The 20,048-nt window shown below is 49.0% G+C and carries 21 protein-coding genes and 2 tRNA genes; 9 read left to right on the top strand and 14 right to left on the bottom strand.

Annotated features, from left to right (window positions below; translation table 11 throughout):
• Positions 1-1,628 (bottom strand): formate--tetrahydrofolate ligase (locus GX441_02950; protein ID NLI97600.1); only part of this gene is annotated, 1,628 nt, incomplete at its 3' end.
• 111 nt (positions 1,629-1,739) lie between these two features.
• Here GX441_02950 and GX441_02945 point away from each other — a divergent pair.
• On the top strand, positions 1,740-2,753 hold the full coding sequence (locus GX441_02945; GenBank protein ID NLI97599.1) for a hypothetical protein: 1,014 nt from the start codon (positions 1,740-1,742) through the stop codon (positions 2,751-2,753).
• A gap of 170 nt (positions 2,754-2,923) precedes the next feature.
• On the opposite strand, the gene GX441_02940 is transcribed toward GX441_02945, so the two are convergent.
• Positions 2,924-2,995 (bottom strand) — tRNA-Gly (locus tag GX441_02940).
• A 137-nt stretch (positions 2,996-3,132) separates the two neighbouring features.
• Between GX441_02940 and GX441_02935 the strand changes: the two genes are divergently transcribed.
• Positions 3,133-3,207, top strand: a tRNA-Pro gene (locus tag GX441_02935).
• A gap of 55 nt (positions 3,208-3,262) precedes the next feature.
• Here GX441_02935 and GX441_02930 read toward each other — a convergent pair.
• Both GX441_02930 and GX441_02925 read right to left on the bottom strand, forming a co-directional pair.
• Entirely contained in the window at positions 3,263-4,138 is an 876-nt protein-coding gene (locus tag GX441_02930) for an alpha/beta hydrolase (GenBank protein ID NLI97598.1), read from the bottom strand.
• Entirely contained in the window at positions 4,131-4,784 is a 654-nt protein-coding gene (locus GX441_02925) for a hypothetical protein (protein NLI97597.1), read from the bottom strand. Before GX441_02925 ends, GX441_02930 begins: the two co-directional genes overlap by 8 nt.
• Positions 4,785-5,019: 235 nt before the next feature.
• Here GX441_02925 and GX441_02920 point away from each other — a divergent pair, with 235 nt between their 5' ends.
• A complete protein-coding gene (locus tag GX441_02920) occupies positions 5,020-5,262 on the top strand; it encodes a hypothetical protein (protein NLI97596.1) in 243 nt (80 codons plus the stop codon).
• Between the two features lie 59 nt (positions 5,263-5,321).
• Here GX441_02920 and GX441_02915 read toward each other — a convergent pair whose 3' ends face one another.
• A complete protein-coding gene (locus GX441_02915; GenBank protein NLI97595.1) occupies positions 5,322-6,038 on the bottom strand; it encodes a 1-acyl-sn-glycerol-3-phosphate acyltransferase in 717 nt (238 codons plus the stop codon).
• A 202-nt stretch (positions 6,039-6,240) separates the two neighbouring features.
• On the opposite strand from GX441_02915, the gene GX441_02910 reads away from it, so the two are divergent.
• Both GX441_02910 and GX441_02905 read left to right on the top strand, forming a co-directional pair.
• Entirely contained in the window at positions 6,241-7,239 is a 999-nt protein-coding gene (locus GX441_02910; GenBank protein ID NLI97594.1) for a GHKL domain-containing protein, read from the top strand.
• A gap of 31 nt (positions 7,240-7,270) precedes the next feature.
• Positions 7,271-7,531, top strand: coding sequence for a hypothetical protein (locus GX441_02905; GenBank protein ID NLI97593.1), 261 nt, complete (start codon positions 7,271-7,273; stop codon positions 7,529-7,531).
• Between the two features lie 64 nt (positions 7,532-7,595).
• Here GX441_02905 and GX441_02900 read toward each other — a convergent pair whose 3' ends face one another.
• Positions 7,596-9,164, bottom strand: a complete 1,569-nt coding sequence (locus GX441_02900) for a phosphoglycerate mutase (2,3-diphosphoglycerate-independent) (protein NLI97592.1) — start codon at positions 9,162-9,164, stop codon at positions 7,596-7,598.
• Positions 9,165-9,256: 92 nt separating this feature from the next.
• On the opposite strand from GX441_02900, the gene GX441_02895 reads away from it, so the two are divergent.
• On the top strand, positions 9,257-9,541 hold the full coding sequence (locus GX441_02895; GenBank protein ID NLI97591.1) for a hypothetical protein: 285 nt from the start codon (positions 9,257-9,259) through the stop codon (positions 9,539-9,541).
• Between the two features lie 52 nt (positions 9,542-9,593).
• The gene (locus GX441_02890; GenBank protein NLI97590.1) at positions 9,594-10,376 is read left to right on the top strand and encodes a hypothetical protein; all 783 of its coding nucleotides are present in this window, start codon (positions 9,594-9,596) and stop codon (positions 10,374-10,376) included.
• A gap of 70 nt (positions 10,377-10,446) precedes the next feature.
• Here the strand turns inward: GX441_02890 and lepB (GX441_02885) are convergent, their stop codons facing one another.
• From lepB (GX441_02885) to GX441_02870, 4 genes are all read right to left on the bottom strand, one after another.
• Positions 10,447-11,307 carry a signal peptidase I gene (gene lepB, locus GX441_02885; protein NLI97589.1) on the bottom strand — a complete coding sequence of 287 codons (861 nt, stop codon included), beginning with the start codon at positions 11,305-11,307 and terminating at the stop codon, positions 10,447-10,449.
• Between the two features lie 91 nt (positions 11,308-11,398).
• On the bottom strand, positions 11,399-12,613 hold the full coding sequence (lepB, locus tag GX441_02880; protein NLI97588.1) for a signal peptidase I: 1,215 nt from the start codon (positions 12,611-12,613) through the stop codon (positions 11,399-11,401).
• Positions 12,610-13,113, bottom strand: coding sequence for a C40 family peptidase (locus tag GX441_02875; protein ID NLI97587.1), 504 nt, complete (start codon positions 13,111-13,113; stop codon positions 12,610-12,612). Before GX441_02875 ends, lepB (GX441_02880) begins: the two co-directional genes overlap by 4 nt.
• A complete protein-coding gene (locus GX441_02870; GenBank protein NLI97586.1) occupies positions 13,100-15,115 on the bottom strand; it encodes a redoxin domain-containing protein in 2,016 nt (671 codons plus the stop codon). Before GX441_02870 ends, GX441_02875 begins: the two co-directional genes overlap by 14 nt.
• A 135-nt stretch (positions 15,116-15,250) precedes the next feature.
• On the opposite strand from GX441_02870, the gene GX441_02865 reads away from it, so the two are divergent.
• Together GX441_02865 and GX441_02860 are read left to right on the top strand one after the other, a co-directional pair.
• Positions 15,251-15,652: a hypothetical protein gene (locus GX441_02865; protein ID NLI97585.1), complete on the top strand. Its 402-nt coding sequence runs from the start codon at positions 15,251-15,253 to the stop codon at positions 15,650-15,652.
• 56 nt (positions 15,653-15,708) lie between these two features.
• On the top strand, positions 15,709-17,022 hold the full coding sequence (locus tag GX441_02860; protein ID NLI97584.1) for a glycosyltransferase family 2 protein: 1,314 nt from the start codon (positions 15,709-15,711) through the stop codon (positions 17,020-17,022).
• 50 nt (positions 17,023-17,072) lie between these two features.
• On the opposite strand, the gene GX441_02855 is transcribed toward GX441_02860, so the two are convergent.
• The 4 genes from GX441_02855 to GX441_02840 are packed head-to-tail and all read right to left on the bottom strand — an operon-like array spanning position 17,073 to position 20,038.
• A complete protein-coding gene (locus GX441_02855) occupies positions 17,073-18,353 on the bottom strand; it encodes a dihydroorotase (GenBank protein NLI97583.1) in 1,281 nt (426 codons plus the stop codon).
• Entirely contained in the window at positions 18,343-19,278 is a 936-nt protein-coding gene (locus tag GX441_02850) for an aspartate carbamoyltransferase catalytic subunit (protein ID NLI97582.1), read from the bottom strand. The genes GX441_02855 and GX441_02850 overlap by 11 nt, the downstream gene beginning before the upstream one ends.
• Positions 19,275-19,859: a bifunctional pyr operon transcriptional regulator/uracil phosphoribosyltransferase PyrR gene (pyrR, locus tag GX441_02845; protein ID NLI97581.1), complete on the bottom strand. Its 585-nt coding sequence runs from the start codon at positions 19,857-19,859 to the stop codon at positions 19,275-19,277. The genes GX441_02850 and pyrR overlap by 4 nt, the downstream gene beginning before the upstream one ends.
• Positions 19,841-20,038, bottom strand: coding sequence for a hypothetical protein (locus GX441_02840; protein ID NLI97580.1), 198 nt, complete (start codon positions 20,036-20,038; stop codon positions 19,841-19,843). Before GX441_02840 ends, pyrR begins: the two co-directional genes overlap by 19 nt.
• Positions 20,039-20,048: the final 10 nt, after the last annotated feature.

Here is a 20,048-nt window from a genome sequence, read left to right as displayed (position 1 = left end):
TCGGCTGCAGGGTGTTTGGGCAGGCCGGGCATCCTTAAAATCTCGCCCGTAATCGGAATCAGGAAGCCGGCGCCCGCCGCAATGACTATGTCGCGGACGGTCACGAGAAAGTCCTTGGGCCGGCCCAGGAGGCGGGGGTTGTCCGAAAGCGAATTCTGCGTCTTGGCGATGCATACGGGCAGATTCTGGTATCCTAGCTTCGTTATCTTTCGGAGGTCTGATTCAGCGTCGGGCGTATAATCCACAGCTTCTGCGCCGTATATCTCCCGCGCGACGGTCTCGATTTTTTTCTCGACGGGCCAGTCCAGTTCGTATAGCGGCTTGTAGTGAGCGGGCTCCGTATCCAGAACCTTAACGACCTTGCGTGCAAGCTCCGCACCGCCCTCTCCTCCCTTTGCCCAGACCTCTGCGCGCGCATACTCGCAGCCTTTTTCCGCGCAGAACTCCTCAATCACCTTCAGCTCCTCCTCGGTGTCGCCGGAGAATATGTTGATAGCCACCACCTCCGGCATCCCAAACTTCGCTATGTTCTCGAGGTGCTTGGCGAGATTGGGCAGACCCTTGCGGACAGCGTCCGCATTTGGTTTGTCCAGCTCCTTCCTGTCCGCGCCTCCGTGCATCTTTAACGCCCTGACCGTCGCGACGAGCACGACTACGCCGGGATCGAGATTGCCTGTCCGGGACACGATATCGAAGAACTTCTCAGCGCCCAGGTCAAAGCCGAACCCCGCCTCGGTAACTACATAGTCTGCAAGCCTTAATGCCAGCTTCGTCGCCATGACGGAGTTTGCGCCCTGGGCGATGTTGGCGAACGGCCCGCCGTGAATGAACGCAGGAACGCCCTCAATGGTCTGAACAAGGTTGGGCTTGAATGCGTGTTTGAGAAGGGCCGCCATTGCGCCTGAGGCGTGAAGCCCCTTTGCGGTCACGGGCTCTCCGTCGAACGTGAATCCGACAAGAATGCTGTCGAGCCGGCGCTTGAGGTCCGAAAAGCTATTCGTCAGACACAGTATCGCCATGACTTCGGATGAAGCGGTGATGTCGAAACCGGATTCGCGCGGGAACCCCATCGTTCTTCCGCCTAGACCGATGACCATCTGTCTCAATGATCTGTCGTTGACGTCCATCACGTGGCGCCATAAAACCGTTCTGCCGTCAATCGCCAGTTCGTCGCCCTGGTGGATGTGGTTGTCAATCATGGCGGTAAGGAGGTTGTGCGCAGCCGTTACAGCGTGTATGTCTCCAGTAAAGTGGAGATTAATATCCTCCATCGGCAGCACCTGCGAGTACCCCCCTCCGGTTGCGCCGCCCTTTACTCCCATGACAGGGCCAAGGCTCGGCTCCCTTAAGGCGAGAGCCGCTTTCTTGCCTATATGGGCAAGGCCCTGGGCAAGCCCGATACAGACCGTGGTCTTCCCTTCTCCAGCAGGCGTAGGCGTTATGGCGGAAACAAGAATCAGCTTGCCTGTCTGCTCGCATCCTACCTCCCTGTGGCATGTATCCGCGGAGACCTTGGCCATGTAGCGTCCGTAAAGCTCCAACTCACCCTCGCTAAGTCCCAATTTGGCCGCTATCTCGGTTATAGGGCTCAGTTTGACATTATTCGCTATATCTATATCCGAAGACATGATTGCTCCTCTGGTTTTACAATTTCTATTTATGATAGTACGAAAAAGAGGCTTGTCAAAGACGTTGACAGTAACTGCCTCGCATGTATTCTTTTTCAAAAGGAGGCTTTCTTGAAAACTACATTTATCCTTTTATTCATTGCATCCCTTCTCGGAGCGCGCGAGCTCGTAATAGTACGCGACGGAGAGGTCGCTCAAACTCAGGAAGTATCGGACTGGACGCCCGGCGGGGAGTTTCTTATGCTTGAAGGCGAACCGTACAACAATTACTACTATCCGTGGTCAGGTGAGGATTCAATAGACTACACCGTCGATGAACAAGGTCTCTGGGTTTCGGGCAAGCTCCGGGGTTTCAACACATTCGACCAGGAGCCGAAGAAAGTCAAGAAACCTGGCGATGTGGTTGCAATCCTTGCAACCGTCCAGTACCTTCCCGATCTCGGCCGGTTTCCCAATCTCGCGGCGCTTTCCGTAGTACATACCGATGAGGAAAACGATCTCTCCTCTCTTCAGACACTCAAAGGTCTTCGTTATCTTAACCTGGGCGAGGGTCCTCTAGCCGAGCACGGGATAGATGTCCTTGCCGCTCTCACCAGCCTGATTGAGCTTGATGCGAGCTTCACGATTCTTCCAGAGGGCGCGATGCGCTACATAGGACAACTGCCGAATCTCAAAAAACTCTCCTTGAACGCAGTCTCCGACGAGGAGATGCTTCATCTGAAGGGGATGAATAATCTCCAAAGCCTGAGCCGCATGTACAACGTTGTCGACACACCCTGGCTCGAACTCATTCCCACGCTCACAGGACTCAAGGAGCTCTCCATAATCCAGGCCGAAGTCCTGCCAGAGGTACTGGAGCTTCTTGCCGAGACTAAACAGCTCGAAAGGCTCTATCTTCCCTACGCCGGAATCGACGACGCGCACCTTAAGTTCATTGGCAAGATGACAAACCTCAAGGAACTCGATCTCTACGGCACGCGGATAACGGATTCGGGCCTCAAGCATCTTGAGAAGCTTAAGGGTCTTAAAATACTTTATCTCGGCAGCGGTGGAGAAATCACCTCCGAGGGAGTAGAAAAGCTCCAGAAGAAGCTGCCTCAATGCGAGATAAGAGCGGACCTGTAAACTCAATTCATTCTATCGAAAGATTACGGACGAGGCTAAAACCACTAAATGATTAGAGATAATATTTACGAGCTATCTCAGTTGTTACATAAAATTAATGGTATTTTGCGGAGGTCTTGAATGCGAATAGGGCCTTCAGAAAATCACAGCGTGATTTTCACGGGTAAAAAAGCGGCGGACGGGACTCGAACCCGCAACCAACAGCTTGGAAGGCTGTTACTCTACCATTGAGTTACCACCGCGTACGCGCGATAATGCCTGCGCAGAGTTAAGTATAGCAACACGGGTCAAGTCTGTCAACCTTTGGAACTTGACACTCATTTATCTTGAAATATAATCACATCTGAAAAGGGCTTTCCTCGGAGAGCGTCCTTTCAATCGGGGCGTGGCGCAGCCCGGATAGCGCACTAGCTTGGGGTGCTAGGGGCCGGTGGTTCAAATCCACTCGCCCCGATGTAAGAGGAGGCAGAGAAATCTGCCTCCTTTTTTTTACATCGAAATGAAATCTGTTACGGCAGAATAGAGTCTATTAACTCCTTCACCTTCGTTGAATACTCATCGCCGGCTACGTAAGGTACGTCGCCGTGCCCGGCACCCTCGACCCAAAAGGAATCCTTGGGGTCATTTGCAAGCTCCCAGAGCGCTAGCGCATTGTGTTCAAAAACAACGTAGCTGTCGTTGCGGCCGTGCATCATGAGCAGCGGGCAGCCTATATTCGCGATTCTTTTTTCGCTGTCGAAATCATCGCCCGATACGATGCCTCCGGGCAGCCCCAGCAGGCCTGAATCCTTCATGAACGCCCGGGTTGAAGCTGGCGCCGATTCGAGTATCACCACTCCGGGCGAGAGAACGTCCGATGCGAGATAGGTAGTCATGTAGCCGCCGAGCGAATATCCGTAGAAGACGATCTTCGAGGTATCTACCATCTTCTGCGCCAGGAGTCTTGCAAGTGCACCTTTAGCGCTTTCTAAACAATTCTCGCTCGATGGTGCGCCGTCGGATCGTCCGAAACCCGGATAATCGTAAATATATACCCGGTACCCCATCTCCCACAGGAGTTCGACCCTGTCCCAGTATCCGTTGATGTTGCCAGAGTTTCCATGACTGTAAAGTATGGTTGCCTTTTGATTGAAGGGCATAGTGGTATCGCTGAGCGTGTCGCCTGGATGCAGCGCCCAGAACCCGTAAATGAAGCCCGAACTAATCTGAAAGCTGTCCGCCGCAATCAATTCGGAAGGTATTATTCCCCTGTAATGCTCGTTTTCCTTCATGTCTTCAGGGTCGAGATATTTCTCGAGCGGTTCTTCCATGAAGTAAAAAGGTTCAAGGGAAAAGCATCCTGTCATCGCCGCAAGAGCGAAAAAAGAGAAAAGCTTTTTAACCATCGCGGCCTCCCGGGTAGAGAGAAAATCCTACAACTGCTCCAAAAGCGCCCATTTTGCCGGGCGATAAGGGAAAGCGCACGACGCGGTATTCGGAGTTTTCCGTAGGCGCATACCATTTTGCCTCGATCCCTAGACCTGCAGCTCCAAACCTGCATTCCCAACCTATGAGCGCCGCCCATGGAACGTAAGGTTTCTCCAGCTGGAAGAAAGCCTGTCCTCCCGAATAAACGAGAAGGTTTTTTCCTATTGTCCATGAGGCTACGGCTTCAGCTTCAGGCGAAAACCCTGCTGCACGGTTGAAAGGATTAATCCAGAAGGTCGGGTTGATTCCGGCGACGAGCGAAGGCGTCAATTTGCTCCCGTGAATGAGCTCATAGCTTAATCCTGCGTCAAGCCCTATCGTTCCGAATACGAGCATTGTAGGATGAAGGCCTATGTGCGCCTCGAGATTTTTATATACGCCCCAGCGGTATCGTAAAGTCGAGTATGGCAAGGGCACATCGGCAATTCCCGGAAGCTCGGCAATCGGTCCGCCGACCGAGAGGGAAAGGGCATTCTGGCCTACTGGCAGCGGTCTAACAGTCGAGACCGTGCCGCATCCGGAAATAAAGATAATCCAACAGAAAATGAACACTCGTTTAAGCATATTGCCTCCAAAAGACAATAGTAGCCCTAAGGGTCGTGAAGTCAATATCAGAATTAATGAAACAAAAACAAAGACCGGACGTCTTAAGAGTATAAAAAAATGGAATGGTGCTGGAGTTTCGACTCCATGCGCCCCATGGTGATTGGTTGCCAATTCGCAAGGGAGAGCGCTGCGACACTCTCCCTTGCTCTTTTGGAATCCGTTACCAATAACCGAAAGGATTTTAGGAGGAAGAATGGGTATAGCGAGCTTTATTCTCTCGATAATAGGTCTGGTCTTCGGAGCAATTGGACTTGTACCTCTTTTCGGAATCTTCGAATGGATAGCGTTAGCGCTTGCTGTAATGGCTTTTATCCTGGCAATAGTGCCTATATCACGACGTCTGGTGGCGCCCTTAGCCATTGTTGGCCTTATACTTTCAATAGTCGTAATAGCGCTGGCAGTCGTAAGGCTTGCAGTGGGCGGCTGGTTTACCTAGAATTCTAACGAAGTCCGAAAATCACCGTCGACTTCTTTTTACAGCCCTGATCAAGCATGTCAGTTTAGGCTTGCTTGTTGAATGAGTTCCTCGAATCTTTCATGTATCTCGGTATTGATGCGGTTTATCTCGGATTTTCTATCCAAAGCGTCGGTTACGGGGAAGACAGGGGGAGCGATGTAGAGTTCTATCCTCCTATTGAAGATATTGTGAACCACCGACCCCAACCCTTCGACAGCGTCGTCAATGCGGGGAGAGGAGCCTATCTCTGGGCCGAAGGCAAGATTCTTCACGTATACGGCGACTATTGGAACTCCCGATTTCAAGGCAAGATAGGCGGCTCCATTGCTTATCTCGGGCACTGCGTCTTCGCGGGTCATGCGGCCTGCGGGGTATAGCCCGATACTCTGCTTCAGTTCAAGGAGTTTCAGAGCCCTTTTGATGCCCTTGACGTTGCATGGACCTTCTTTTATCGCAACCGGTATCATATCGCAAAAGAAAGTCATGAAGAAACGGATGAATCTGCCTTCAAACCATTTTTTTGCAGCGAGCATAAAAAGTCTGCGTTTGAGACCTATTTGAAGAATTATCGAATCCACGCCCGTCACATGATTTGCCACGACAATGGAATTTCGGTTCAGCCCTTGCCAGAATTCCCTGCCGAAGATCTTGATGCGAACGAGCCGTCCGTAAAACGCAAGGAAAGCCTCCTTAAGACTCGTAAAGAAAGTCCTGATCTCCGAGGGCCACAGTTTCTGTCCGCCGTGAAGTTCCATCAAGATAAATCTAGCCTCAAAAACACCTTTGTCAATCTTTGAAAACACGCTCCGTATCCGTCTTGAATCGAAGTGAATAAGTTAAACAATATCTTTAAACTTTCATTGTTAATACAAGAAACCCTGAGAATGCGGTTCTGAATTCATCCCTTTTGCATGCAATTCTTACTTGACAAAACTCTCAGATTACCTATAGTTTTGCGTGGACGAGAAGCGCGACACAGATGCAGGAACTAGTTCCGGAGAAGAAGCCGAAATAAGGAATCCTGACGAATTGAATCTCGAGGAACTCAGGGATTACACCGAGCAGAAATTAACGGAAATACTTTCAGTGCTCTCCGACGTAGCCCTCGGCGATCTTACGGTAGAGGTGCCGATATCGAGCGAGGATATATTCGGGTCGGTAGCGATGGGAGTCAACGTGATGGTCAAGGGCTTGCGCGAACTAAAGGCGCAGGATGAAGAGAAGGCGCGTCTGCTCGAGAAGACCAATCAGGAGCTTGAGGATTTTGTCTACATAGTAAGCCACGATCTCAAGGCTCCGCTCAGGGCTATGATGGGTTTCTCAAGATTCCTGAAGGAAGATTACCAGTCGAAACTGGATGATGTCGGGCAGGATTACCTGCGAAGAATCGTGGAGGGCGCCGAGCGCATGGAAGGACTCATTAACGATCTTCTGGAGCTTTCGCGCATAGGCAGGCACAGAAATCCCTTCAAGGAGATAGATTCCAGCGAACTCGTGAAGCAGGCAATCGAATTCGTAAATCCCGACAGCGAAGTAGGAATAACGATTCAAGATGAGTTGCCCGTCATTTACTGCGATGAAGTGAGATTGGTTCAGGTTTTCTCGAATCTCATCAGCAATGCGATTAAATATAACGACAGGACTGACAAGACCATAGATATCGGATGCGTAGCTCATCCGGAGGAGGGGTTCGATGAGTTTACAGTCAGCGATAACGGCATAGGCATCGATGAAAAATATCTTGAGAAGATATTCAGGATCTTCCAGCGGCTTCACGGTCAGGATGAATACGGAGGAGGGACAGGGGTCGGCCTCAATATCGTCAAGAAAATCGTAGAGCAGCACGGCGGAAGGATATGGGTTGAGTCCACACCTGGCAAGGGTTCTACTTTCCACTTCACGATACGCAGACCGATAGATGAGGATGAGGTCTCAGCCGGAGTATGGGAAGCTTGACAAAATTCAATCACGGAGTAGTGTGAACTGCATGGATAGGTTTATTTGCATCCATACCTGCTCGCGCGAGGAAGCTCTTGTGATAGCGGGGCTACTGCGCGCTTCCGAGATAACGGTTCATCTTCTTGATGAAGCTTCGGATCATCTGAGACCGTTTTCCGACAAGAAACCCGTAGTCAAAATAATGGTTCCAAGGGAGGCGGCCGAGTTTGCGTATCAGATTATTAAGGACTCGCAGGAGCAAGATTTTGCAGATTTCGAGCAGAGCGCGGAGCAAGACGACCTAAAGTAAGACGTTAAGTCAGATTACCTGTTATCCACCGGTAAATTTTTTGAAATCGGATTATAAACGTCAGTTACGAATCTATTATCCGGGTTCCGTGACCTTCCAGAAGCCATCTGTAAGTTCGCTCAATCCGCCGCCAGTTTTCTTCCCTGTCAAGAGACCAGTAACGGCCAATAACTCCTGCGACTTTGCCTCGGCCTATCTTAAGACATTCGTCCTCAATCATTCCTATGTAGCGCGCGCCAGCCATAGGCCGTTCACCGCGTCTGCCGAGCATAGCGTGGATGAAGAAGTTATCCACATCCCTTTCCTTACAGAGTCTCATGAGCGCCTCGAGGTGCGTAATGGAGCCGTGAGACGAATAGAAGCTCACAATACCCAGGAGGTGCAGTGAAGATCTGCGGCTTTTGGCTTCCTCTATCGCCCAGAGAAACGCCTCGTTTTGCATGAAAGCCCCGTCGGCTATTGCAGAGTCTATTCTCACTCTATCAGATGGAACGTGTCTGCCTGCTCCTATATGGAGATGTCCTACTTCGGAGTTGCCGACGCTTCGTTCAGGCAATCCTACAGCGGTGCCCGCAGCCTTTAAAACGCAGTGAGGCCTGGAGCTCCACAGCGAGTCAAAACTTGGCGTTCTTGCCTTGGCTATCATATTGCCGTAATCGCCGTCGTTGTGTCCCCAGCCGTCGAGTATTACCAATAATATCCTTTTTGCTCGAGGAGCGCTTCCGTCAATCAAGGTCTTTCCGGTCATCTCGCAGGGTTTTTCTATGCCTAAAAGGTGGAGAACGGTAGGCGCCACGTCGCTGAGTTCGCCATCGGTTACTGTAAAAGAACCATCCGCATCAACAATAAAAGGCACGGGGCTTTTCGTGTGACCTGTATCCACAGTACCCTCCGGGTAGAGCCAGCGCTCAACCGTTCCATGGTCAGCCGTTATCACGGAAGTCGCGTCGTTCTGTCTGGCGCACGATATCATCTTACCTAGGCTCTCGTCAACGGTTTCTATGGCTTTCAAGACCGACCCTTCATTCTCGAAATGACCGACAACATCGACGTTGCATAAGTTAACAATCACGGCATCGACGGCCTTATCGGCAAGCGCTTCGCAAGCGGCTTTGGTAACAAGCTCCGCAGACATCTGCGGGGCCTGGTCAAATGTAGCTACATCTTTCCTTGTCGGCAGGATGACCCTTTCCTCATTTTCGAAGGATTCTTCGCTCTTGCCGTTGAGAAAGTAAGAAAGATGGATGGCTTTTTCAGCCTCTGTTATCTTTCTAATCCGCTTGCTCCGGTTCGAAAGCACCTCGCAAAGGGTGTTTTTGAGTTTTTCCAGGGGCGGGAAGGCTTCACGAACCCCGAGACCCTTTCGATAACGGATCATGGTAACAAATGAAAGCCCAAGATCCATAGAGGGGAAATGGCTGAAACCGGGGTCGGTCAAAGCCTCTGTCAACTCTATCTCTCTTTCACCCCTGATATCGTAAAAGATTACCGAATCGCCCTCCTTGATTCTTCCGATCTGGTTGCCGGCTTTATCCACTAGCACAAGCGGTTCTAAGAGTTCATCCTCTTCACCTTTTTTGTAAGAAGCTAGTATCGCCCTAGCCAGTGGTGTTGAAAGTATCGGTTCGTCCATATCAATGCATTATACTTGCCTGGAAAGTCTTCGCAATGATTGACTGAATCTTGTTCATTACTATAGTATTATTAACCTTCAAAGGAGGAACCATGACAGAAAAATCAGGAATGAGAAGCGTGCGACTGACGCTTTCACCCTTTGTTAAGATTGTCCTCGTGGTAATCGCCATCGCATTGTCCGTGATAGCCATAAAAGGGCTTCTTTCTCCAATGCCGCTCTATGCCCAGTCGGGATCATCTACCACGGATGTGAATATAAAAAGCATCGGAGGAAGCGCCATATACGGTTCCATACCCATCGAGATAAAGGGCTCGGGCGTAAGGATATCGGAGTTTCCATATTCAGGACTAAAGGTCGTAGTCAAGGATAACTAAATCAGCATCAACACTCACTTGACATAATAGAAAGCCTAAATAGACTTTGAATATGAGCTTTGTAATTCTTATCTCGCTTATGACGCAGTATACCGATGTTTATATACCGCACAAGCCTCTTGAAATAGAATCAGGTGCATTGATTTCTGCAAGCACTGCTGAGTTCGATTTCCATTACAGGACCGGTTTCGGTGACAGTCTTTTCTCAATACCTGCCCTTAGCAAGGTATTGTTTTCACCAGACGGGTATAATGAGCTTGGTCTCGAACTTCCTCTGCTTTGGGTCGATATAGACACCGTTCACAGCCCTTTTTTCGGCGACAGCACGCATTCGATCTTCCTGGGTAACATAGCGCTGCAATATAAGCGCCGAATAATCGGCAGCATACGCTACGGATATCTGGCGGCTAAGGCTAGGGCCGAATTCCTGACAGCACAAAATACATTGAATATAAGGGAGAGACTTAACAATAACCGGACTTTATACGGCCTTGGGCTTTCCTATACTTACGAACTGCCATTGCTCAAGGAATATGACGATCTTTTCGGCAAGCTGCCTCTCGTAGCATCAGTCGTACTGGAAGACAACTTTCTTTACCGCGAAAACGACACAAAAGAGTGGGGTACGGATTTTTCGCAGGGTTTTTCGTGGGGCGTATCCCTCGACATCCTTCCGCTCGACTATGCCTTCGTAGGCGCCTCTTTACAGGGAACATCGCAAGATTTGAGCGTAACGCCCCATATCGGTTTCAGGTGGTACTGGATAGATCTCGCGGCAGCCTACAGGATTTCGTCCACGCCAGGCCTTAACCTGAGTCTGCGGTTCTACCTCTGAATAACACAGACTATCTGAAAAGCTTAGTGAAGCACTGTTGTATCTATTGCAGAGCAGAGAGGGAAAAGGACTATCTTACAACCCGACCTATGCGGTTCCAGTTGATACGCAAAATACGTTCCAAGAGGTTGTTCCCTTCGCCAAGTGAAAAGTAAATGACGACAGGCGAACCCTTGAGAAACTTTATCGGTATAGGTCCCCAGTAGCGGCAGTCGTCGGACTGGTCGCGGTTGTCGCCCATACCGAACACGTAGCCCTGGGGTACTATTATCGGGCCGAAGTTGTCGCGGACCTCGTACCGGCGTTCGAACTCAAGGTTCCGCCAGCGCTTGTTGAATTCATCGGCAGGGACAACCGGCGGAAATATTGAAGGATCCTTATGGGTAACGTAGCGGGAATCGTCAAGAGGCTCTCCGTTAACGTAGAGCCTCTTGTTTATTACCTCTATCGTGTCGCCGGGCAGGCCTATGCAGCGTTTGACATAGTTGTGCGGCGAGTACCAGTGGAACTTCTTATCCCATTTGTCCCAGAATATGGGCAGGAGCGGGAACCACTTCGGGAAGAAGCGCGCGTAGCGCTCCTCGGGTTCGGGCCATCTTGTGTCCCTGGGATAGCGGAAGACGATTATCTCGCCCCGTTTAGGCATTCTGCCCGGGATTATATCCGCATTAGTGAAGGGAGCCTTGAATCCGTATACGAACTTGTTGACAAGAAGAAAATCTCCCGGAAGGATTGTATCCTCCATTGAACCTGTGGGAACCGTGAACGCCTCGATTACGAATGCCCTAATGGCAAGCACTATCAAAATCACGAGCCCCCACGAACGCACGAACTCCCAGAGCCTGCGGCCGAACGGCTTCCTGGGTTTCTTTGCTTCAGCCGGTTTTGACTGTGGCTGTTCTACGTTCCTTTTCTTCTTATTCTTAGACATAAAGCGTGATTATAGGTGTTGTTGAAGGTTAGTCAACAGGTTCCATCACTCTCGTTGTGATGTATTATTCACAGGGAATCGAGACGTTTGTCTAGTTAACGGGTCTTCCTATCCTTTCCCAATGGGTTCCGAGAATCCTTGCAGGTATACTCATCTTGTTCGAGTCGGCATCGTACTCGTCGCCAAGCGAGTAGTAGCAGACCAGAGGCGAACCCTTGAGCATCTCGAGCGGAATGAATCCCCAGTAGCGGCAATCGTGCGAATAATCCCTGTTATCGCCTATACCCATCACGACTCCATCCGGAACGACAATGGGACCGAAGTTATCTCTCATATAGTAGTGCATTATGTAGGAAGCATAAAGAAAACTGTCCACTTCCATGTTCCGCACCTTGTAGTTCGTCTGAGAGTAGTATTTGTTGTAAAATCCGGCAAGATCAGCCGTTCCATCAGGTGGGATGGGGAGGTCTATATCCAGACTTTGATTCTCCATGTCTTTCAGATGCTTGGGGTTCATATAGAAATTCACGATATAGTGCATAAGATGCTCCTCACCTATCCTTCTGTCGTAATACGCTTGAACGAAAAGGCTGTCGTAATAAAATCTCAGTTCATCGAATGATATTCTGCCGAAGGAAGGATTCGACTTGTATACGCTGGAGTCCGCGTAGTACAGGCTGTCGTGAAATTGAAAACACAAGAGGTCCATCCAGCGTTTCTGGAACTCCTCCCTTGGAACAAGGCTCGGAAAGGCGTACTGATCCTCGAAAGCGGCTTTGTAGTTCCACGCGAACGTCCTTCCGTTGACGTATAGCTCCTTATTTATTATCTCCACCGTGTCGCCGGGCAATCCGACACAACGCTTAACCCAGTTCTCAGGCGCGTAGAAGTTGAATTTCTTATCCCGCTTATCCCAGTGTATGGGCAGGAGCGGGAACCATTTTGGAAAGAAACGAACAAATCTTTCGTCAGGCTGGGGGTAGCGACCGTGATGGGGGTAGCGGAAGACGATTACATCGCCCTTATTGGGTCTGCGGCCGGGGATTATGTCTTTGTTGGTGAAGGGCATCTTGAATCCATAGCGGAATTTGTTGACGAGCAAGGCGTCGCCCGGCATGATGGTTCTTTCCATCGAGCCGGTAGGTACTATCATCGACTCCACCCCAAACGCCCTTATGGCGAGCACTAAAAGGATTATCGTCGACCAGTCTTTAACAAAATCCCACGCTTTTCGCCAGAAGGAACGCTTTCCTTGAGTCTTTTGTCCCTCTTCTTTTTTCGTCTTCTTTGTCTCTTTCCTGCTCAAAAGTCTATTATCCTTCTTGCCCCGGCGTAGCGACGTTCGTAATATATGTTTCCGGTAAAAGGGACTACGATGACGCCGTCCGTCGAAGATGCGTGGACCATCTTGCCCTCCCAAAGGTATATGCCTACATGGTTGACAACTTTGGAGCCCTGGGTGCGGAAGAAAAGTAAATCGCCGATTTTTAAGTTGCTGCGGTCGACCGACTTGCCCATATTGAATTGCCCTGATGCTGAATGGGGAAGCTTGACACCGAATCTTGAGAAAACAGTCATGGTAAAGCCTGAACAGTCCGTTCCTTTCGGCGTGGAGCCGCCATAGTGGTAAGGGGTTCCTTTGAATTTGTGAATCTCTTCAACGAGTGCGTCTCTTGTTGGAGTCCGCAAGACCGTTGTAGAAGGAGGAACGCAGCCTGAGACAATCAAACACGACAACAAGAACGCATTCAAGATGCTGCTTGCAGTAATCCGCTCTTTTGCGCGACTCTTGTCAGCGATTTTCAAGAAGAGCGTTTATCTCCGAAGAAAGGATTTGTCCAAGATTAGGGAAGCTGCCTATATGTTCGTATTGGAGCTTACCCTTTTTATCGATAACAAGGTGCGTCGGCACAGACTGGACGTTGAATAGCGTTGATGCCTGGCCGTCATCTAGGTAGATTTTGTACGTGAACGTGTTTTCATTCAAAAAATCGCTTACTGTCTTGGGGTCTTCCTTTGAGATGCTTATGAATACGACTTCATCGTTGTCTTTGTAGTCCTTAACCAGAGCGTTGAGCTGAGGAATTTCTTGGCGGCAGGGCTGGCACCACGTTGCCCAGAAGTTTATTACAACCACCTTGCCGGCTAAGTCACGAATGTTCATTTCTTTTCCGGCCATATCGAATATCTTGAATTCGGGGACTCCTCTGTCTATCCGGTTTCGTAGAGCGACCTTGAGTTTTTCGTTAAAAAACCATTCACCGAATCCTGTTGTATCCTGGTGTTCCAGAAGGTATATGCCTTTAATAAGGTTTTGGTTAGACTCATCATCGGGCTGAGCGATAAGAAGATTGACTAAAGCTATCTTGCGCGCCTCCAGATTTCCCATTTTTTCACTAACCGCAAGGAGCCTTCTGTAAACTTCCTCGCTGTACGAATTCAGGTTTACGAGCAGGGAATCCGCATTAAGCAAGTCGGACAGGGCGTTTTCGTAATTCCCAGTCTTGAACGCCAGCCAGCCGTTGCTTAAGTAAAGGGCTATCAGCGATTGATCCAGCTTGCGCTGGCGGGTCTGAAAATCCTCCCACCAGAGGAGTTTTCTGTAGTTATTCTGGGTAGTCTGAGCAAACGCTTGCTTCATCGCCTTTGAGGCTTCAGCAAAGTTTTTCTCCTTTTCTGCAGAGGCTTCTGCAAAAACAATTGCAACCTGGGGAAGATTGCTCGATTTTAAGGCTTTTCGGTAGTAAACCAGTGCTGTGTTCCAACTCTTGTCCCTGTAATACTCGGCCAGCTGGATGTTGAGCTCGGGATCTTCGGGATAAATCTTAAGCCAGTCTTCTACCTTCTTGGCCCACTCGGCGTTTTGCTGTTCATACTTGGAACCGAGCATGGTTACGATGAAAGCGGGAGCGAGTGTCGAGTTCGGGAACTCCTTTAGGAATGAGTTGGCCAGGTCCTCTATCCTTCTTGAGCGGCCTCCAGCAAGTGCGTAGCTCATCAAAAGGAAGTAAGCGCTTTCCTTTGCTTCACTCTTAAGTGAAGGGAAAACCTCTCTTTCGAAATCGCCAAGTTTTTCAGGCGTTTGCGAGATGAAATTGTATATAGAATACTGGTAATCGGTCCAGTATTTGCTTGCGGGGTAGGCTTGAGCAAGCGAGGCCAAGAGACTCGAAGCTTTGCTCTCGTAAGCAGAATAAGACATATAAAAATCGAGGGCGGCAAACTCCAGCGTCTCAAGGGAATCTGGTTTTAATGCAAGCAGGGAATCTAGGTTTGCGGCCATCTTATCTTCATTCGTTTTTCCCTCTCCGAGGTCCAATCGTTTAAGCAGTACATAAGCTTCCCAGTTCGCTGGATAGAGCTCGAGTTCCTTTTCCAGGAGTTCGCGAGCTTTCGCAAGATGATCTGCCCTAGAATCCAGATATATAAGCGAGTATAAACGATTCGCATCGAAGAGCGGCTTGTCCGAAACCTTATCGTATACAGGTGTTCCGTAAAACTTGATGCCTTCGGGCATAAGCGTTGAGTCTTTATCCTCGACAGTGTACTGAAGAAACACGGCTTTTTCAGGTACCGTGTAGGAGAAAAGCAATCCTTTACCGGAAGCTTTTCCTGAAAGAATTTCAACTATAGCCGTATCAGGCGTATTTGCTGAAATTATGAGAACAGGTTCTTGAGCGTTAAGTGAGTCAAACTCAAGAGATATTCTTTGACCTGCTACAGGATGTTCGGGCTTTACCTTCGGTTCGATCGATGCGCCTACATAATTTGTGAAGATCAATGCAAGCAGTATGAATTTTCTTATCACAAATCCTCCATAAGAAAAAATTAGTAAAATGGATTATAAGTGCTCGGGCAAAAGTGTCAAGGTTGATTATATTGACGTCCTGCGATATTATAAACAAGATTGACACAGGATATTAATAAAGTATTCTTCTTGTTAATGAATCCTTCGTTAAATCAGTTTTTTCTAAGACTCGGTCCGTGGTCGGTTTTTGTCCTGATTTTTCTGTGGCTCGTATTCTTTCTTCTCCTTCTGGTCCATCTTGTAAGGCTTCGCTCAGGCTTTTACTCTCGCAATCCCCTTACTTCATTAAATTCGAAGATCATGAAAGTCATCCTGGATGTGTTCCTCTTCCTGCTTGTGCTTGCTGCAGGTTTTGTTGCCGTCTGGGTCTTTTCGCCCGGACAGTCGTTCTGGGAAATTCGTCTGGCCATCCTTTCAGCGTGTTTTTCAATACTAGGTATTGCTATAGTTTTACGCGAAGGCCTTTCGGCAAGGATATCTTTCTCAAAAAAGAACGAAGAGGAAGTCAAGGGTAAGAAAAAAACTAATCGAAAGTGAAGCAAGTCTTTCTGGTCGGCCTTGACACCTTTCTCATGAGAGGTAGACTATAACGAATGCTAGCCGGGTTATCATTAAAACGTCGCATGTGGCTCCTGCTTTTCGTGCTTGCTATTGCCGGGTTGCAGATGTTTATGAAACTCGGTCCGTGGTTTTTCGTGGGGACGGGGATATTCCTTGCCCTGGCGGTAGCGTATGCTGCACTCACAATAGGCAGGGAATACCCGCACGCACCGCCGTCCCCCGGCTACAGACCCTTTGTTACCGTAATAATCCCCGCACATAACGAAGAAAGTGTCATAGCTGAAACAGTAAGCCAGGCGTTTAAATTGAGATATCAGAAGGGCAAGAAAAGAAACTTCGAAGTCTGGGTGATTGATGACCGTTCAACGGACGCAACCGGGCGAGTCCTCGAAGGTTTAAAGAAGCGATACAGGTCGCTTAATGTTCTATCACGTTCCCATGATGCCTTCCCTGGCAAATCGGCTGCCCTTAACGAATGCCTTCCCCTGACTAAGGGAGAAGTCATACTCATTCTTGATGCGGATTCTCATTTCCCTATAGACCTTATCTCTCAGGCAATAGGATATCTTTCTTCCGACGAAGTCTGCGGAGCACAAGTGGCTAAACGGATTGCGAATCCTGAAACCAATATGTTGTGTTCGAGGCAGGCCGACGAGTATAAGGTTGATATAAGCATTCAGCTTCGAAGGGATATGGTCGGCGGAGCCGTAGAGTTCAAGGGAAACGGGATGTTTGTAAAAAGAAGCGCTATCGAAGCCGTAGGCGGGTGGACTATTCAAACCCTTACGGATGATCTGGATCTCTCTACAAAAATGCTTTTAGCCGGCTACAGAATACGGTTTGTTAACGAAACATCGGTGTGGGAACAAGCAGCGCCTGATTTGCGAGGTTTCTTTAAGCAAAGGCTGAGATGGATTGAAGGAGGGATGACGAGATATCTCGATTACATCCTCCGCATTCTCAGGGGCCCTATCCATCCAAGACTTCGTTTTGATATGGTGCTGTTCCTTCTGCAGTACGCCGTTCCAGTTTACGTTGTGGCCGATCTTCTTTCCCAGTTCGTCTGGATATTCACTCTCGGTTATCTTCGGCTCGGGAATCTGGGATTAGTCATGCTTGCAACGTTTGTGACATTTTCCGCAAATCTCGTAGCCGCTTACATACGGGAACACAGATATAATATATGGCAGATAACGGGCCGGACCTTTGTCACGATTATTTATATGAGTTTATGGTTCCCGCTTATAGTTGTTGCTACCTTTAATCTAATTCTTGGACTCGAATCGCGTTCATGGAAAAAAGTCCAGCGGGTTAAAGCTGAGGATATTGTTAAAACCCTGACTTAAACCTCATCTATCCTTTTATTTGAAAAACTAACCGATAACTTCCGAACAACTTAAAAGGAAAACTTTTTGTCCGCGAGAAATACCGCTTCAACCTTGCCCTTCAAGGTTTTTCCGAACCACGGCGTGTTGCGAGAACGCGAACGGTTTGTGGAATTATCCAAAACCCAGCGGGCTTCCGGATCGAACAAGACCAGATTTACGATTAAACCTTCCCTGAGTTCGACTTTTCTTCCTATTACGGAAGCCGGGCCTGTAGTAAGAAGTCCGAGAAGCGTCTCAGGCTTCAGTATGCTCTTGTCAACAAGATTTTCCCAGAGCAACGAAAAAGCGGTCTGAAGGCCTATCATTCCTGATGGAGCGATATCGAGTTCCTGCTCTTTTTCTTCCACAGGATGAGGTGCGTGATCTGTGGCTATTGCGTCGATTAATCCCTCTGTTATCGCCTTGAGGAGGGATTTTCTATCTTGTTCGGTTCTCAACGGAGGGTTTACCTTGAGATTGGCGTCAAATGAAAACATGGACTCATCCGCAAGCAGCAGATGATGAGGAGTGACCTCTGCGGTTACGCGAATGCCTTTTGACTTAGCCTCTTCAATGAGTGCGACGCCTGTTCCGGTCGTCAAATGGGCGACATGCAGATGAGATTCCGTGTATGCGGCGAGAGCGATGTCTCTCTTCAGGGCTATTTCTTCCGCTACAGGAGGTCTTGTTTTAAGGCCCAGTATCGTTGAAACCTTACCCTCATTCATAACACCGCCTTCGCACAAGGTCGGTTCCTCTGCATGTGTAATAACAGGAAGGCCAAGCATTCCGGCGTATTCCAGGGCATGTCGCATTACTTCAGCCGAGCGTATCCAATCTCCGTCATCTGAAAGAGCAACCACCCCACCTTCCTTTAGAAGCGCGTACTCCGAGATCTCTTCCCCTCGCCTTCCTTTTGTTGCCGAACCTATAGGAAGTATTTCAGCCAGACCCAGTGCTTTGGATTTATTCCTTATGAAATCCGCCTGTTCGCGTGAATCTGTTGCGGGTTCCGTATTCGGCATGGCGCATATTGTTGTAAACCCGCCCGCAAGCGCGGCCATAGCTCCGGACTCTAGCGTTTCCGCATCCTCTCTGCCGGGTTCCCTGAGGTGTGTGTGCAGGTCGGTGAATCCGGGCGTAATGATCTTGCCATCGGCTTCAATGATCTGGATGCCTTCTTGAGGTTGTATGCTTTCTTGGATCCGATTAATCGAACCGTTTTCAATAATGATATCAGCTTTCCTCAGGGTTTTTTCTTCAGGAAAGTATACTGTTCCGTTTCGGAGAAGATACGATTCAGCGCTCAAGCTCACCTCCTGCAAGTATGTATAAGACTGCCATTCGCACGGCCACGCCTGCCCTCACCTGTGCAAGCACGCAGGAATTAGGGCCATCCGCTACATCAGCGTCAATTTCGACGCCACGGTTCATTGGTCCGGGATGCATTACTACCGCGTCTTTTTTCGCCTTTTTTAATCGCTTTGATGTCAGACAGTAAAGGGTTCTGTACTCTCTTATTGACGGAAACAGTCCTTTTCTTTGCCTTTCAAGCTGAAGACGAAGCATCATTACAATGTCTGCGTCTTCAATCGCCTTGTCTAAATCGGTTTCGACCGCTATCATCGGGAACGCTTCTGCGATATTTCTTGGCATCAATGTCGCGGGACCGCATACTGTAACTTTTGCTCCCATGGTGGAGAAACCGATTATTCCCGAGCGTGCAACCCTGCTGTGGGTTATGTCTCCGACTACGACGATTCTTTTCCCGTCCAGGGTTCCAAGCCGCTTTCTTGCAGAGAAGAGATCAAGTAGACCCTGAGTCGGATGCTCGTGAGGTCCATCTCCTGCGTTTACCACGAAGGCGTCAACCCTGTCTGCTACGAACTTTGCCGAACCCGGACATGCGTGCCTGATAATGACGCCGTCAATCCTCATTGATTCGATAGTCCGAACGGTATCCAGCAGCGTTTCTCCCTTCTGGACGCTTGAGGTCGATTTGCTGAAGCTGACTACATCCGCCGACAATCTTTTTCCAGCCATTCCGAACGAGATAGAGGTTCTTGTCGAAGGTTCGTAGAACATAGCCAGAATCGTCTTGCCTCGAAGCGCCGGTACTATAGGTATGGGTCTGTCAAGTACTTCATGGAAACGCTCGGTCGTATCGAGTATGAAGCTTATGTCATCCCTTGACATGCCTTCAAGTCCAAGCAGATGCTTATGTTTCCAGGTCACTTAGTCTCCTCGCGTTTTTTTATGTAAATGCCTTCTCTTCCGTCGGTTTCATTAAGATTGACATCAATGATCTCGTCTCTTGCCGCAGGAATTTTTCGTCCGATGAAGTCGGCGCCTATTGGAAGTTCTCGGTTTACCCTGTCTACAAGAACGGCAAGCTGAATTATCTGGGGTCTTCCGAAATCAAGAATCTCAGAGAGTGCGGCGCGTACGGTTCGACCTGTGTATAAAACGTCGTCGACAAGGACTATTATCTTGTTGTTGATATCAAAAGGTATTGAAGAGGCCTGAACCAGGGGCATTTCAGATGCGAGTTGCAGATCATCCCGGTAGAGTGTGATATCAATCGCTCCAACAGGAATCTCGCCGCCCTCAAGCCTTTTAAGTTCTGCAGCAAGCCTTCTGGCAAGAATATCGCCTCTGCGCACTATTCCTACAAGGATCAGGCTCATTACGCCCTTGTTTCGTTCTACAATCTGTGTAGCTATGCGTGTTATCATACGGCATATTTCAGCCGCATCAGCTATTTGATGTTCACTCATGCCGTTGACTTTTAGGACTCTTATGCATCTTTCCCGGATGGCTTGCTTTTCGGACGCAGTATAAGCGCCAGAGGGACTACGACGCAGTAACCGAGCACGAGAAGTATCGGAGCAAGGGTAATAGAACCTTTTGAAAGGAACACGAATCCGAAAACGATAATTATTACTGCAACACACAGCAGAAGCCAGTTCAGCAAACTGAATTTAGGGGTTTGAATCGCAACCGGT

Source organism: bacterium (assembly GCA_012517375.1).
Lineage (GTDB): Bacteria > Hydrothermota > Tepidihabitantia > B3-TA06 > B3-TA06 > JAAYVC01.
The sequence above is the reverse complement of the archived record's forward strand: the minus strand, read 5'-3'. Positions and strand labels throughout refer to the sequence as shown.

What these genes read in the sequence shown, in the direction of transcription:
- GX441_02930 (NLI97598.1), bottom strand. Translation starts at nt 4,138, where the DNA reads ATGGTTAAAAAGCTTTTCTCTTTTTTCGCTCTTGCGGCGATGACAGGA.
- GX441_02925 (NLI97597.1), bottom strand. Translation starts at nt 4,784, where the DNA reads ATGCTTAAACGAGTGTTCATTTTCTGTTGGATTATCTTTATTTCCGGA.
- GX441_02920 (NLI97596.1), top strand. Translation starts at nt 5,020, where the DNA reads ATGGGTATAGCGAGCTTTATTCTCTCGATAATAGGTCTGGTCTTCGGA.
- GX441_02915 (NLI97595.1), bottom strand. Translation starts at nt 6,038, where the DNA reads ATGGAACTTCACGGCGGACAGAAACTGTGGCCCTCGGAGATCAGGACT.
- GX441_02905 (NLI97593.1), top strand. Translation starts at nt 7,271, where the DNA reads ATGGATAGGTTTATTTGCATCCATACCTGCTCGCGCGAGGAAGCTCTT.
- GX441_02900 (NLI97592.1), bottom strand. Translation starts at nt 9,164, where the DNA reads ATGGACGAACCGATACTTTCAACACCACTGGCTAGGGCGATACTAGCT.
- GX441_02895 (NLI97591.1), top strand. Translation starts at nt 9,257, where the DNA reads ATGACAGAAAAATCAGGAATGAGAAGCGTGCGACTGACGCTTTCACCC.
- GX441_02890 (NLI97590.1), top strand. Translation starts at nt 9,594, where the DNA reads ATGAGCTTTGTAATTCTTATCTCGCTTATGACGCAGTATACCGATGTT.
- lepB (NLI97589.1), bottom strand. Translation starts at nt 11,307, where the DNA reads ATGTCTAAGAATAAGAAGAAAAGGAACGTAGAACAGCCACAGTCAAAA.
- GX441_02865 (NLI97585.1), top strand. Translation starts at nt 15,251, where the DNA reads ATGAATCCTTCGTTAAATCAGTTTTTTCTAAGACTCGGTCCGTGGTCG.
- GX441_02860 (NLI97584.1), top strand. Translation starts at nt 15,709, where the DNA reads ATGCTAGCCGGGTTATCATTAAAACGTCGCATGTGGCTCCTGCTTTTC.